This is a genomic window from Ferviditalea candida (assembly GCF_035282765.1).
GTDB classification, from domain to species: Bacteria; Bacillota; Bacilli; order Paenibacillales; family KCTC-25726; genus Ferviditalea; species Ferviditalea candida.
The window spans coordinates 1-15156 of the sequence record NZ_JAYJLD010000024.1 but is presented as its reverse complement, the minus strand read 5'-3'; the positions used below and the strand labels follow the sequence as shown (position 1 = coordinate 15156).

Annotated in this window: 13 protein-coding genes; 7 read left to right on the top strand and 6 right to left on the bottom strand. The window is 46.1% G+C overall.

Going from position 1 to position 15156, the window contains the following annotated elements; all coding sequences use genetic code 11:
• Positions 1-5 precede the first annotated feature (5 nt).
• Positions 6-902, bottom strand: a complete 897-nt coding sequence (locus VF724_RS14745; protein ID WP_371755016.1) for a diacylglycerol/lipid kinase family protein — start codon at positions 900-902, stop codon at positions 6-8.
• Positions 903-1017: 115 nt separating this feature from the next.
• Here VF724_RS14745 and VF724_RS14740 point away from each other — a divergent pair, with 115 nt between their 5' ends.
• From VF724_RS14740 to VF724_RS14725, 4 genes are read left to right on the top strand one after another with little or no spacing between them, the layout of a single operon-like run.
• Positions 1018-2169, top strand: coding sequence for an MGDG synthase family glycosyltransferase (locus VF724_RS14740; protein ID WP_371755015.1), 1152 nt, complete (start codon positions 1018-1020; stop codon positions 2167-2169).
• Positions 2162-3019 (top strand): alpha/beta fold hydrolase, encoded by an 858-nt coding sequence (locus VF724_RS14735; protein WP_371755014.1) that lies wholly within the window; start codon positions 2162-2164, stop codon positions 3017-3019. The genes VF724_RS14740 and VF724_RS14735 overlap by 8 nt, the downstream gene beginning before the upstream one ends.
• Before the next feature lie 5 nt (positions 3020-3024).
• On the top strand, positions 3025-4254 hold the full coding sequence (locus VF724_RS14730) for a zinc-dependent alcohol dehydrogenase (RefSeq protein WP_371755013.1): 1230 nt from the start codon (positions 3025-3027) through the stop codon (positions 4252-4254).
• A gap of 50 nt (positions 4255-4304) precedes the next feature.
• Positions 4305-5393, top strand: coding sequence for a class II aldolase/adducin family protein (locus tag VF724_RS14725; protein ID WP_371755012.1), 1089 nt, complete (start codon positions 4305-4307; stop codon positions 5391-5393).
• 648 nt (positions 5394-6041) lie between these two features.
• Here VF724_RS14725 and VF724_RS14720 read toward each other — a convergent pair.
• Complete coding sequence (locus VF724_RS14720; RefSeq protein ID WP_371755011.1) at positions 6042-7703, bottom strand: 2-hydroxyglutaryl-CoA dehydratase; 1662 nt, start codon at positions 7701-7703, stop codon at positions 6042-6044.
• 127 nt (positions 7704-7830) lie between these two features.
• On the bottom strand, positions 7831-11346 hold the full coding sequence (locus VF724_RS14715) for a BadF/BadG/BcrA/BcrD ATPase family protein (RefSeq protein WP_371755010.1): 3516 nt from the start codon (positions 11344-11346) through the stop codon (positions 7831-7833).
• Positions 11347-11654: 308 nt separating this feature from the next.
• On the opposite strand from VF724_RS14715, the gene VF724_RS14710 reads away from it, so the two are divergent.
• Complete coding sequence (locus tag VF724_RS14710) at positions 11655-11858, top strand: DUF1657 domain-containing protein (RefSeq protein WP_371755009.1); 204 nt, start codon at positions 11655-11657, stop codon at positions 11856-11858.
• 284 nt (positions 11859-12142) lie between these two features.
• Here the strand turns inward: VF724_RS14710 and VF724_RS14705 are convergent, their stop codons facing one another.
• Together VF724_RS14705 and VF724_RS14700 are read right to left on the bottom strand one after the other, a co-directional pair.
• Positions 12143-12424, bottom strand: coding sequence for a hypothetical protein (locus VF724_RS14705; RefSeq protein WP_371755008.1), 282 nt, complete (start codon positions 12422-12424; stop codon positions 12143-12145).
• A 36-nt stretch (positions 12425-12460) separates the two neighbouring features.
• Complete coding sequence (locus tag VF724_RS14700) at positions 12461-13360, bottom strand: EamA family transporter (protein WP_371755007.1); 900 nt, start codon at positions 13358-13360, stop codon at positions 12461-12463.
• Positions 13361-13790: 430 nt separating this feature from the next.
• On the opposite strand from VF724_RS14700, the gene VF724_RS14695 reads away from it, so the two are divergent.
• The gene (locus VF724_RS14695; RefSeq protein WP_371755006.1) at positions 13791-14096 is read left to right on the top strand and encodes a hypothetical protein; all 306 of its coding nucleotides are present in this window, start codon (positions 13791-13793) and stop codon (positions 14094-14096) included.
• 210 nt (positions 14097-14306) lie between these two features.
• Positions 14307-14954 carry a glycoside hydrolase domain-containing protein gene (locus tag VF724_RS14690; RefSeq protein WP_371755005.1) on the top strand — a complete coding sequence of 216 codons (648 nt, stop codon included), beginning with the start codon at positions 14307-14309 and terminating at the stop codon, positions 14952-14954.
• A gap of 15 nt (positions 14955-14969) precedes the next feature.
• On the opposite strand, the gene VF724_RS14685 is transcribed toward VF724_RS14690, so the two are convergent.
• A partial coding sequence (locus VF724_RS14685; RefSeq protein ID WP_371755004.1) for a hypothetical protein occupies positions 14970-15156 on the bottom strand: 187 nt, incomplete at its 5' end.

The window sequence follows — 15156 nt, the reverse complement described above, 5'->3', positions numbered from 1 at the left end:
AACCGTCAGTCATGGCAAATTACCGAAAGTCCTTTCTCAAGAATATCGATCTTCATGGGGGTTTCCCCCATTATTTCCCCATCGCCATGAGCCGGCATTGGCGAATCCGAAATCACTTCAATCGTCTTGCCCTTTAATAAGGTTACCCCTGAACGATAAATATGCTTTCCTCTATATACAGCGGGAAATATTCGCAACAGTTCCCAGCGTGAAAGACCATCAACGATACAAATGTGAAACTCTCCATCAAAATAACAAGCTCCCGGACAAATGATCATTCCTCCTCCATAATTCGGGAAATTAGCGACAGCAATCAGCCAGGTTTTCGGAAAAGTCCACTCCTTTCCATCCACCTTAATCGTTGCTTTGACGGGCCGGTAATGCGTTAAAACTTGAATAAAGCTCAAGACATAAGCTAGATGGCCCAACTTTAAACGATTAAACCATTTTTTATATCTTGATCGATTTACTGTTTGGGCCACCTTTGCATCAATACCGATTCCGACGACAGTCATGCAGTATTGGTTTCCAATTTGAATGATGTCAATTTTTCCCGTTCCCCCTGTCAATAAATAATGAAGCGCCTCTTTTGGATTTAACGGAATTTTTAATCCTCTGGCCAAATCGTTTCCCGAACCCGCAGGAATAATTCCGAGCGGGATGTTTCGTCCAATCACCGAATGAATCATGCTTTGAACGGTTCCATCACCGCCTACGACGGCCAAAACCTTTATTTTATGTTTTTTTGCAGTTTGCCGGACAAGTTCTGCCGTATGTGTCGGACTCGCTGAAAATTCGACCAAATAATGAACTTGCCGTTTTTGAAGCATGGATTCAATGCGTTTCCACACCTTCATTCCTTTTCCATTTCCGGACATTGTATTGACGATAAACAAATACATTTTTCCCCTCCTCTCCGATCATAAATCATCATTTTTATAGTTAAATAACAGAATACACTTTTTTTGCAAAGGAAATACTACTTTTTGGAAATCAGAAAGGTTAAAGGGGAAGGCTATGCAAAACAAAATATTGATCTTTTCCGAGGCGTTCGGAAACGGGCATACAAAAGCTGCGGAAGCATTGGCGCAAAGCATTTCCATTCAAGAACCGGCAGTGCGGACAAAAATTGTGGAATTAGCCAACTTGCTTCACCCCCTTGCTTCAAATCTGACTCTTCGTTCTTACAAAAAAATGATTACTGCCTATCCTCGGGTTTGGAGAAAGATCTATGATTCGAATCAAAATCAGCCAATTTCTGAACGAATGCAATATGTAATATACCAACTGTTTCATCGCAAAATGGAACAAATTTTGGAGAATGAAAGGCCGCAAATGGCCATCTGTACACATCCTTTTACCAGTTCTTCCTTATCCCGTTTAAAAAGATTGGGACACCCCGTTCGCTTCTGTACAGTGATTACGGATTTCCATGCCCATTCGATGTGGATTCAACCGGAAGTTGACCTTTATATGGTTTCCGATCATGAAGTGCAGCGGCAATTGATATCCATGGGAATTCCATCTGAAAAGATTGCCGTTACAGGCATTCCGGTAACTTTGAATTTTTGGACGAAACGAACGAAACAAGAGGCACGAAATTTATTAAATTTAAAAAATTTGCCAACCATCCTGGTGATGGGCGGAGGTTTGGGTTTGGGCGGGATCCGGGAACTGGCCTATTCGTTGGTCAAATGGAAGGAACGGGTTCAGATCATCATTTGTACGGGAAATAATGACAATTTAAGGCTTCACTTGCAGCACGACAAACAATTTCACCATCCCAACATTGTCATCCTGGGATTTGTCGATAACATCGACAAACTGCTGGACGCTTCCGACTTGTTGATTACCAAACCGGGTGGATTGACGTGTTTCGAATCATTGAGTAAAGGGGTACCGATGCTGATCTTTCAACCCATTCCCGGGCATGAGGAACGCAATTGCAATTATTTGGAAAAACGCGGATTGGCCGTCCGAATGGATCATGTAAAAAGAGTGGACAACTGGATCGAAAAATTATTGTTTGCTTCAGAAGCATTTGAGCCTTTGCGAAAGAACATCGAACAGTTTCGACAACAATTCAATCCTTTGGCTGCAGCAGAAACTGTCTTAGATTTGCTTCATAAACAGCATAAGAACATGATTGGGATGGATTGCGATGTATAAAAAATTGCTTTTTCAGACAAACTATATAAAATTCCAACAACTTCCACTATTTTATCGGGTCTGGATGCCGGACAAACCCAAAGGTCTTATCTTGTTGATCCATGGTGCCGGGGAACATTCCGGACATTATTCCCTCATGGGCATGGAATGTTTAAAACGCAACATTGCTCTTATTGCTCCGGATCTTAGAGGTTTTGGCCATTCCGGCGGACATCGGTGTCATGTACATAAATTTCAGGAATATTTGCAGGATTTACATCAATTCCTCATCCATGCAAGGCGGCAATATTCAGGATTACCTGTTTTTTTGTGCGGATACAGTCTCGGCGGTTTGATCGTCATCCGATACATTCAACATTTTTTTTATGAACCGACCGGAGTCATTCTATGTTCCCCTGCGATCGGCATTCGTTACAAAATTCCTTATCTGTTAAAGAGATTCGCTGAACTGACTTCTATCCTCGTCCCCCGCTTGTGTCTCGAAGCCTTCGAATCGAATAAAACACTTGACAAGTTCAGGTTTCAATCAAGATTTCCGGACTGGACGGCTGAAATGATGAAAGATCCCATGATATTTAAATATACTCTTCGCTGGTTCACGGAATTGCTGCGGAACGGAACGAAAGCGCTGAAGGAAGCATCCAAATTTCATTTTCCTGCCTTATGCCTTTTCGATCTTGATGATCCGGTTGTGGATTCGGAAAAGATTCAGAAATTTCATGAAACCATCTCTTCAAGTGATAAAGCTAACATTGTGTTTTCTCAGGGCAACCATCAATATTTGAATCATCATCGCGCTCTTGAACAGATCTTTCAATGGTTGAGTCCCCGATTATGTAAGAAGAGGTGATTTTTTTGCACTCCCTGCAATTTCAATTCAGCATCCCCCGATATGTGTTTGGAAAAACAGCGGGAAGATGGGTTCCTTCCCTTCTCTGGAACTCCGGTTTATCTTGTCTGAAATATGACAGGCAAATGTCCGCACCGGTGCTTCCGAACGATGAATGGGTGAAAATTAAAGTGACCTATGGAGGGATATGCGGCAGCGATTTAAACCTGATTCATCTGCACGACAGCCCTTCCGCTTCCGCTTTGACCTCCTTTCCTTTCACGATCGGCCATGAAGTGGTCGGGAAAGTCTGTGAAACGGGAAAAAAAGCAACCGACCTTCGTAAGGGCGATCGTGTCGTAGTCGATCCCATTCTATCTTGCCTGGCACGGGGTATTTCCAATCCATGTGAGGCATGTCGGAAAGGGGATTACAGCCTTTGCACCCGCATGACTGACGGCGATATCTCGCCCGGACCGCTGATCGGCGCATGCAGGGATACGGGAGGAAGCTGGAGTTCTTATCTGGTCGCCCATCAAATTCAAGTCCTGAAGCTGCCGGAAGAAGTTGACGATTTGAACGGAGTGATGGTCGAACCGTTTAGTTGCGCGCTCCACAGCGTACTCCGGAATCGGCCCGGAAAGGACGATACCGTTCTCGTCATCGGCGCCGGCACGATCGGAATCTGCGTCGTGGCCGCCCTTCGCGCATTGGACATCCCCTGCAAAATCATCGTTATGTACAAATACGATTACCAGGGGAAACTGGCGATGCATTATGGAGCGGATCAGGTTATCCGTTTTTCCCGGGGCAATCATTATGTTGATGAAATTGCCGAAGCCGTTCATGCCAAGGTATTAAAACCGCTTTTCGGTTCTCCCGTCGTAGTGGGGGGAGCGGATCAGGTGTTTGAATGCGTGGGCAAAAGCAGCAGCATCAATGATGCCCTGCGTTTGGTGCGAAGCGGAGGAAAAGTAGTGCTGCTTGGATTGGCCGGCATTCTGGACCGGATTGACTGGACGGCGGTTTGGCTGAACGAAATCGATGTCAAAGGCAGCTTTGCTTACGGCACGGAACAATATCATGGAAAACCAATGAGGACCTTGCAAATCGCCATTGAATTGATGAAGTCGGGAAAAGTCGATCTTTCTCCGCTGATTACGCACCGCTTTCCGCTTGAAAAGTATAAAGATGCTTTTCAGACGATTGTAAACAAGAGGAGTAAAGGATGCATGAAAGTCGTATTTGAACCTTAATGTTTTTATACTGCGTTTTGCATTTTTTTGGAATTAGGAGGACCTTTCGTATGAAGCAATTTACGATGAACGGAACACCTGACAGCCCATTTCTTTCCAGATTTGCAGAGGGTATGAAGCAACAATTTCTGTCGGAAGGATACTATTATGTTGAAGAACCCGAGGATCCGGTCCAGATGGTTTTTCATTTTATCCGGCCGGAAAACCCGCGGCCTTTTCGCAGGAAAGCTCAGGCAACTTTCGTGATCTCCATCATTGAAGCATTTCATACCTCGGGTCCGACTTTAAAGGAAGCTTATCCTTATCTGATCCGCTCATTATCCAATCACCTGATCTATATTTGCCATCATCGGAGTGGAACCGATGTTTGCTTTTTAACGCCGGAACAGGGTTTTTACAAAGTCTCCTATCAACCGGAAGAGGAAACTTCTTTTTATGAAAGGATATTTAAACGCCTGGAACCTTTGGCTTCTTCGCAATTGGTGATCGATAATGAATTCTATCAAGACTTGCCCGAATCCTTATGGGACGGAGATGAAACAGCTGCAAAACTGAGCCTGGCAGGACAAAGATTGGACCGGATGAATTTGCTTCCGGCTCCCTTTCCGATTCAAGATTATTTGAATCCCCGCGATATGAGGCATCTCAAAAAACTTTATGGGATCGGAGGACTCAGCTACGGCAATCTCAGCAGCCGCAAGGATCAAAACAGTTTTTGGATGAGCGCGTCGGGTGCAGATAAAGCGAATTTAAAAAAAATCGGGCAAGACATTCTTCTGGTAAAGGGGTACGAAGCAAATTCGAAGGCGATACAGCTCAGCGTCCCTGCAAATTTAATTCCCAATCGGGTATCCGTGGATGCGATTGAACACTGGATGATCTATGCCGAACATCCCGACATCGGCGCCATCATTCATATTCATGCATGGATGGATGGCGTCAAAGCGACAGAAATAAACTATCCCTGCGGTACCATTGAACTTGCAAAAACGGTATCGGAATTGATCAAGCAGGAAGCCGAACCGGCAAGAGCCGTCATCGGATTAAAAAATCACGGACTGACCATCACCGGCCCGGATTTGGAAGATATCTTCGAACGGATTGAAGAAAGAGTCATCCCCCAGGTTCCCATGTCGTAGCAAAACCCTTTGCAAGGGCATATCAAATCCTGTCATGTAGAAAGTCGACAGTTTCGTGTCGGCTTTTATGTGTTAATTATTTATTGATCTTGATTGTCTGTTCGAACAGCATGATGATAATGGTGATGGACATGATGATGCTTTACGTGTGGGTAATGATGGTGAAAACTATACAGCATATCAAAATAGGGACTTTTGTGATTGTTATTGTCATAGTTGTAATTATTGTTGTAATAGTCATACGGCCTCAACGGAGTTACATTCCCATACCAAAAGTTACTGTTTGCATGATTCATTTTCATATTACTCCCAAAATTTGTTTTATCGAGACATTAGCCTTCATATAATCCGGCATAAGTCATTTGCCCAACCTGCCTGACACAAGGTTCACATTTGATTTTGATGGGAAAGTTGCAACGTTACGAAAGATCTAAAAAATGACGCCGGATGTCAAAAAATATTTATTGTAACGAAATCTTTAATTGGAGAGGTTAGACTGAAATTATAGGTTGATTATTAGTCTTTTTCATTGGTTTATGAGAATGTTTGCAAAGAATTAGCAGTAATCATGTTTCGCTATTCAAACAACAAAAAAACACTCCCAGGATGTTCGTTCTCGGGAGTGTTTTCACAATTTATTTAACTATCCTATACCTCTTGCATTTGCTGCTTGTTCCGACGGACGGGCGGCCAATTGGAAATACCGCTTATACTGTAAACGGAGTTGGCGGCCGTGCAGGAAACGACGTGACGTGCGGTTTTTAACGGTCGGGTGAATTGGGAACGGCTGAAGATTTGATGGTACTGCTCCAACGTAAAGCCTTTCTTCGCAAGGGCTTCGTCAAATTCCTTTTGGGCCGCCTGTTTGGCCTTGAACAGCATCATTTGGATCCGGCTGTATACATTGATCGCCCCGTCTCCGGTTGTTTCAATCGGCAGAAAAATCGCTTCCGGGTGAAGCTCGGTAATCAGCGACTGAACCCCGTCGGAAACGCCGGATGACGGCATGCAGCCGAACGGCTTGACGGAGACGGTCATGTTGACCTTTTTCTTCACCACGTTCAGGATCAGCTTGCCCACTTCCATGTGGCCTTCTCCGCCTCTAAGATGATTATTGTAATGCTGATGGGAAACGCGCGCGATCTCGTCCATATCCGGCAAGTGGTAATCCTGCAGACCGATCGCCTTCGCATAGGTTTGAAACATCACCCGAATGGCGCGATCCGCCAAACCCAGCATGCGCAGGCGCACAACCGGATTTTTCCCTTCCAGTCCGTAGCGGCCTCCGTCCCTGCCGCGCAGCTTCATGCGCCTGATCGTATCATATCGGCCTTCCCATATCAGATACAAAATCCACGCCGTAAGCGATTGAACCTCCACTTCCGCTCCTTCGCTTTCGAGAAAACGCTGAAGCTGATAGTTGCCGTCGCCTTCGGTCGTCATCGCCCAAAATTCGCCGATGATGCTTACTTTCGGTTTTACCCGCGTCCGGTTCACTTTGACCGCCTGCAGTTCTTTGCGGCAGCGGTATAATGCCGGAAGCAGCCATTTGCGCTCATTCATCGCTTGATATAAAACAGTTTTGCAGCGTTCCAAGGCGGCATCCGTCGAGCCGGGCACGACTTCGTACGGGCGGATCCGGTAACCCAGCGCATTTAATATATCCCCCAGCAGGACAGCCTTCAAAAAGGTTATGAAGAAAGCACTGTCCAGTTTCAGAGCCGATTCCTCGCCGGTGGCCTGCTTTAACCCGTCCTGCTGCTGGAACAGCAGCACGCGAAAACCGTCAAATCCGGCATCTCTCAGCGCCTTGCGGTATTCGGTCACGTAAGTCCCGAAGCGGCACGGACCGCAGGATCCGCTTGTAATGAAAAGGTAGTTGCGGACGATTTCCTCCTTGGATTTTCCTTCCACGTCCCGAAGATGATGCAGGTATTTCACCAAATTCCCCACCGTGAAATACGTCGGATTGCATTGCCCCCTGTTGCCGAATTCTTTGCCGAAACGAAGGGAATCCGTATCCGGGCAGTCGAGATGTTTGACGTTGTATCCCAATCCTTTGAGAGATCCCTCCACCAGGTAATCATGCGCCATCGTGAGGCCGCCGAACAAAATGGTCGTAGAAGCCTTGTCTTTGGCAAAAAATTGCCGGGGTACGGGATCGAACCATTGCTCCTTATTCCCCAGGATCAAGCCCATCTCCTTTTCCTTTTCCGCTTTAAACCGCAGCAATTCCTCCTCGAATACTCGCTGGACACGATCCGATCGTTCCTGTTCGGAAATGACGGGAAGTTCTTTTATAATAGACATCGTTGAAACACTCCTTTTTGAACGTTATGCATCGCGATGAAATAACTTCTACTAAATTGGCAAAGATCAATTAAACCGCTTGATACTTTGCCGCCAAAAGTAGAACTAATTTAATCGCGAGCTCTTATTAATTGCCTGTCCGAGCCTTGTCCAACGATTCGGAATACGCCTGAAGCGATTCGATTTTCTGCCGGCGCAACAATTCGCTTCTTTTTTGATCCAAAAGACGCTGCAGTTCCGCCTTTTTCTCCGCCGTATCCTGCAATCGCTCTTCATGCAGTCCCAAACTGTGGGCATATGTCTTGACCCGGATCTTGATCGAACCGCCCGGTTTGTTGGCATCGATATCATGAAGCGCGGAATACGGAGTGCCTGCCGTTGAAATGATCGAGTCGATCATGCCATAGGTAGGAGCATCATGGCCGCATTTGAAGCTGGATAAATCCAGCACGGCGACATGAGGATGGCGGGCGGCGAATTTGGCGGCCCAAACTTTTTGTACACTATTGGAACTGAAGTTTTCCGGCCATACATCGGTGACCTCCAGTGCATATTGTGTTCGCCCCGTTTCCAAATCGTCCTTGAAAAAGCGGCGCAGCCATGCTTCGTCCTTAGGAATGGAGCGCATGGACAGAATCGGATAACCCAGCACCTGAAATTCCTCAAGAACGCCGTGATTCAGACCGGGATCGGAATGATAGGGGCGGCCGATCATCAGAATGGCCATGCGGTTTTCCGCTTCCACCTGCTCGAGAATCATCCTTCCACGCTCCTGCATTTCGGCGTCAAAGATATCCATTGCCTTCCATCCTTGTTCCACCGCAAAGTCGCTTTCGTCCTCGGTGATCTGCAGATGCTCTCTGAATGCTTCGAACAATTGTTTTTTCATCATATGCCGCTCCGTAAACGTCACCGCCGGATCGAGATAGGTGATCCCCCTGGTTTGAAAGAAGTCGGTTTCCTTCGTAAAAGCGGCTTTGATCACTTCCGGCGCGCCTGCCACGATCGGACAGCTGGCGGAGTCCATGACATTGTGAAGGTGAGTCGGAATATGTGTGATGCACGGAAAAAAGATGCAGTTTAACGGTTTTTCTTCGCTGTGATGCTTAAACAACAAATTATGAACATGGGCCTGGGCTACCTTGGAGGGATAGCAGGGATCGATGGATCCGTACTTTCCGCCCGCCTGCCACATTTCCTCGCTCGTATAGTCGCTGAACACGATGTTGCGCTGATCAAAGCCAAGCGTCTCAAAGTAAGTCCGCCAGAAAGGGGCGGTCGTCCAGATATTCAGGACTCTCGGGATGCCGATTCGCAGTTGTTTCCGCTTCTCCATCGCATCCGCCCCGGATCGTTCGATTGACCGCTGATACGGGACATATCGGATGCCTCCCAACCCCATCCACGTCCGTTTCAGTTGAAGGTCTTCCACCAATTCCCCTGTTTCGGGCAGCGGATCCGGATCGTAGAAATGCTGGAACATGCGCTTTGATTCATATTCCACCAGGTTCGGATACTGTTTTTTGAGCTGCTGGCGTTCCCGAGTCAGCTGAATGACGGCTTCCTTGTCTTCCACCGTTCCCTTTTCGCAGCTGAATCCGGAGATGTAGCGGGCGGTTTGTCCATCCGGCGTCTGCGTGTCGATAAAGGTTCTGCTGCAATGATTCGGACAGAAGCCGCAGCGGGTGGATTCATCGTTGCGGGACGAGTATTCGATGCCGATCGCCGCATCCAATCCGAGAAATGTGGAATATCCTCTCCGCTTCACGACCCGCAGGGTTTCCATGGCCGCACCGATAGCACCCGCCTCTCCCGTATGCGGATGGACATAGACTTCTGCATCCGGAACCCGCTGTTTAATGTAATCGACCTGCGCCTTGACGGCCGCCAGGTTGTGTTGGGTTCCGCCCTGCAGGACGAATTTGCGGCCCAATTCGGACATGCGCGGAATCTGCACGACATACTGCCAGACGTTCTTCGGAAGAACGAGGGCGAGCCCGGTCAATAATTCCTCTTTGGAATATCCCTCCTTTTGAAAATTCACGCGGTCCGTATCCAGGAAAACGGCGCAGCCATAAGAAAATTTGGGCGAAAGCTCCGCTTTAAAAGCCGTCTCCGCATATTCCTGAATCGGGATTCCAAATTGGTCAGCCATCGCCTGCAGCAGCATGCCGTTTCCGGCGGAGCATTGGTTGGACAATCGGAAATTTCGGATATCCCCATTCTTCAAAAAAAGCACTTTGATGTCCTGGCCGCCGATATCACAAATCACGTCGATATCGCCGAAATAATGGACGGCGCTCATCATATGGGCCACAGTCTCCACGATATTGACATCCGCTTTTAAGGTTTTTTCCAACACATCGGCTGCATACCCCGTCGCCCCGAACCCGGCAATTTCCAGTTCGGCTCCCGCCGACAGGACCTTGTCCCGAATTTTTCCGAGAAGCTCTTTCGTATCCTGAATCGGATTGCCTTTCGACAGCTGATACTCTTTCAGCAGAATTTCACCGTTTTCATCGACCAGAACGGCTTTGGAAGAAGTCGATCCTCCGTCCAGTCCGATCGCCGCTCTGACCTTCTGCCCCGGTTGAAAGGCCGCCGGCGTAAATTTCGGGATGCTGTAAAGCCTGCGGAATTCTTCCAACTCCTCTTGTCCGCTGACCAATGGCGCGCCCGCTTTTTCACCCAGCTTCGCTTTTCTTCCGTGGGCGATGAATGTCTTCAGTTCTTCAATCCCTTTATAGATTCCGACATCGGCAGGTTCGTACTGTCCGTAAATGACCGCGCCATAGGCGGCATAATATTGGGAATTGTCAGGGACAAAAATCAGCTCGTCCATTTGAACATCCTTCGGGTAATCGTAGCCGCGATCCTCCCAAGATTGGGGGATGCGCTTGCGCCAGCAATCCTGCAGGAAAGGCAGATACGTATTGGGGCCTCCCAATAAGAGAACCTTGTGCCTGAGGGTATTCCCGCGGGTCAAAACGGAAAGATTCTGCATGACGATGGCATCGGCCAAAGAGCACATGATTTCCGAAGAAGGAATACCGCTTTTCACAAGGTTCACGATATCCGTTTCGGCAAATACGCCGCATTTTGCCGCCACGTGATGCAGCTTGGCATCATCAAATCTCAGCTTGCCCAATTCTTCCGCCGGCATACCCGCTTTAATCATGCATTTGTCAATGGTCGCACCGGTGCCGGAAGCGCACTTGTCGTTCATCGAGGTCAAAGCCTGCTTATCGCCGGTCTCCTCGTTCATTTTATAAATGATGATCTTGGCATCTTGTCCTCCCAATTCGATAACGCTGCCGACGTCGGGATGCAGTTGTTCCACCGCCATCGTTACCGCATTTACTTCCTGCACGAACTTCGCGCCGATGTGCTCGGCGATCGGTCCGCCGCCGGAACCTGTAACGAATACCCGGATCTTATCCCGCTCGATATGCGAAAATTCGCTGCCGATGCGCACCAAAAATTCAAGCACCATCTCGGCCTGTTTGGTATGATGGCGCTGGTAATCCGACCACAGAATTTTTTTGGTCTCAGGATCGACGACCGTTGCTTTAACCGTTGTCGATCCGACATCGATACCGATGATGAGGGAATCTGTTACTAGCGTTCTTATTCGGTTTTGCATACGAACCTCCCTGAATGCTTGATGTTCAAAAAAAATACAAAATTATTATGGGAATATTGGAAACAAGGTATTCACATACTTTTTAAATTATTATGTTGCGAAAATTGATCGCCTTAATTTCCCATTCATGATCTCGTCAGTAAACGACATATTAAGAAAAGCTCCTATCGGAGCCTTCTCGAAGATGTCGTCGAGTCCTTCTTTAGCGGTAGCTTTTCATGCCGACCGGAAAGTTAGTTTGCTTTAACGCTTTAGTGAACTTAAACTTTCCGAATGTGGTAAAAAAAAGAAATGGAGGGGGTGAAAAAATGACCGTAGCAACACAACTCAAAACCGCGATCGCTTCATTGAAAAGTGCGCAGGCAAGTTTTGAAACATTTGCATTGAACACCCAGAACCAACAAGCAAAAACAATGTTTACGAACGCCGCACAACAAACACAGAACATCATCGACCAAGTCAACCCTCGTTTACAGCAAATCGAAAAAGAGGAACCTCAATATAAAAGTTAATAATGCAAACTTCTACGAAGTCCTTTCAAGGAACGAGACCTACAGGTTTACGCAGTAAACCACTTCGGGAGCCAAGGAAGTTTTCATACCGATAAGAATTTACTTTCCGAGAACCCGGAAACTTATAAATTCTTATGCGGTAAAAAAGCCACGCATCCTTGACGGACACATGGCTCAGCCTGTTGAGAAACTCTCAACGGGCGATTCTCTTATTTATTCCACATTCTTTAACTATACTCCAATTAAACGATCACCCGATGGTTACTGTGTCCAATATATTTGATCTATTCTTCATCATCTTCCCTTCGTTCCCAATAACTTCCCTCACCAAAGTAATCCTGACAAGCGCTATCAAGGGTCTGCAACGCTTCAATAAATCCTTTTAAATCACACGTATGAAATACATCTTTAAGTTCGCGATTTTCCTCAGTGACTGAAAATACGTGTATTTCTGTACAACCATCCCATCTTACATTAACATCAAGACGCTTATCTTCTGTTTCCAGTTCTAGAGCTGCAATCCCGCCATCTTCATCTCTTTTATGAACTGTTTTAATGATCCACAAAAAAAACACCACCTTAAGAACGCATTATGTTCTGACTTAGTTAGAACCAATCACTATAATACTTATCGTAACCATGATCACGGAAATATAGACAAACAAACCTATTTTTTCTGATACTCGAAATATGACTGAAAATAATGCAACGAGTATCGGCTGGATAGCAAGGATCGGAGAAGCGACAAATACGGGAGTGGTAATCAGTGCTGTGAAAAATAAGATCCTTCCGGATGCCGACAATACCCCTGCCATCAATAGATTCCTATTAAAAACATGAATATATTGATTTACATAATCTCGAAGGCGTCCCCTTATCGCTAATACCAAAAGATAGACGAAAAAGGCAGCGTTCATTTCAATACCAGCCGCAAACAAAGGACTGATCGGATAATGCATGACTATTTTTCTTATGACATCACTGATTCCATACAATGAGGCCGCAAAAAAACCGAGCATTAGGCCATGATGTATAAATTTTAATCTTAAAGGAGGCAATATGATTGGTTCGAGATAGAGCAAAGCTACACCGGTTAATAACAGGACAATTCCTATCATATCCGTTCGGTTGAACGTTTCCCCCAGAATGGTAACGGCAATCATCATGGTGATCACCGGCTGTAGAGTCTTGATGATTACGCTTCTTGTGGCTCCCAGATCATGAATTGCGGCATAAAAGGCCCTACGCCCGATCAACGTACCGGTAATTCCGACAATGATGCAGTACATGATCAAATGATTTAAATTTGGAACAGCTTCGAATTGATTTGGAGATCGAAAGATTTGGATCAATAAACTTAATCCCAGCATAAAACCGCCAATGCCTAGAACAGGAAACAAACCATGGTCAGGAAGGTTGGATGTTGTCTGGGCTTTCCGCAAAAAAACATAAGACAACGAATAACTGACTGTCGCCAGGATTGCAATAATGATACCGGACATTCCACCACATCCCATCCAGAATCAATCAATTTCTTGTCAGATTTACTTTGCAATAATAAAAAGTCCCGTAACAACAAGAACAATCCCAATCATTTTATTTGAGGATACAGGCTCGTTTAATAAACCGATACTGAGTAAAAAAGTTACGATCGGATAGGATACCAAAAAGATCAAAAAATACATGGCCCACCTACTCATAACGATCTACTTGTCCGATTCATCTTATTAATGTTATCCGTTAAAAATGCATACCGATATGAATATTTAAGTAAAAAATTCATGAGATACATAGTAAGACTGTCGAGATATCTCGGCAGTCTTTGCTTTATTAAAAATCAGCAGATACGTTCACTTACATAAACATGTCCATGCCACGTTTTTGCATTAAAGTCCATACACCTTGTACTCCTATAGCATAGGATGTTGAAAGGTGGTGATGATAATGACCTCTACGCTGGCAAGCTGGATCGTCTATACAATGTGGGCCGTTTGGGGACTCATGTTCATTGATCTTCTGGTGACCCTTTTCCAATCATTGATTGAAGGCCCGTTTAATCCAACTTTTGTATTAGGTTATTTGAAGGATATCCTATACTATATCGTGCCATTGGAATTTATGGTGAACATGGTGCCTATTGATCCTACCGGATGGATTCTTGTGATTGCGTATTTCGTTGGCGGCCTCTCTGTAATGTTAAAGTATTTATTGGACATTATAGGTAAATTCAGGAATTAAGTTTACGGCCTTCCTTTATGGGAGGCTTTTCGTTTTAAGACAGGCATTTGGGACGGCTGCCGCGCCTCTTTGGACTCCAAAAAGCATATGTGGTTCTCACAAACCCAAATACCGCAAAATATCTGCCGGGGTCTCACAACTACTCACCAAAAGCATATAGTATAGGCAGGAAGGGTCTGCCCTGATTTACGAAATTAAGGAGATGAGGAAATGGCGCAGCTTTGGGGAGTGGATTCGGCTGCAAGGGTTAGCGCCAGCAGCTATCAATGTGTAGTGGGAAATTTCGGAGCTCCCGTATTCTGGGGACGTTATTTAAAAACAGTGTCTGGTTACGCTGACGGTCTGACACGGTCGGAAGCGGATTTTTTGCATGGAAAAGGAATCAAGATTTTGCCCATTTACAGTGATTTCCGGATAGCAACCGGATATGACAAAGGTAGAATCATAGCGCGCAATGCCGTTTATCATGCAAAAATGCTCGATGTGCCGAGCGATGTGTTTTTGTTTGCGAATATAGAGAAGTTTTTCTCAGTGGATGACGCCTGGATACGCGGATGGGTGGAAACCCTGTATCCCAGCGGATACAGGCCGGGATTCTACCATGATCCGGTGGAAAGGAATTTCAGCTCCGCTTACTGCAAAGCGTCTTCCGCCCAGCCGCTTGTCCGTACCCAATCGGTGCTTTGGAGCGCCGCTCCCTTGCCCGGGCCGACAACTAAGGCGGAGGCCCCGACCTTCAAGCCCTCCGCTCCTCCATGCGCCTCCAACGTCTGGCTTTGGCAGTACGGCAAGGATGCGGCTCCCTGCTCCATCGACACCAACTTGATGGATCCCCGAGTTTTGCAGCATTTGTGGTAGTTTCACTGCGGGTTTTCACGAGAACACTTGTGAAACCCCAATAAAATGAAATTCTGCTTTTTCCAGAGCTTCGATGATAATGAATGTTCTAATTGTTGAATATAAGGAGCCATTCCTGTAATGAAGTAATTTGCCCTTTGAAAACAAAAAGCGCCTCTTGTTATACTGGGAACCGTTCAGCCAAGAACATATCCCATTACGA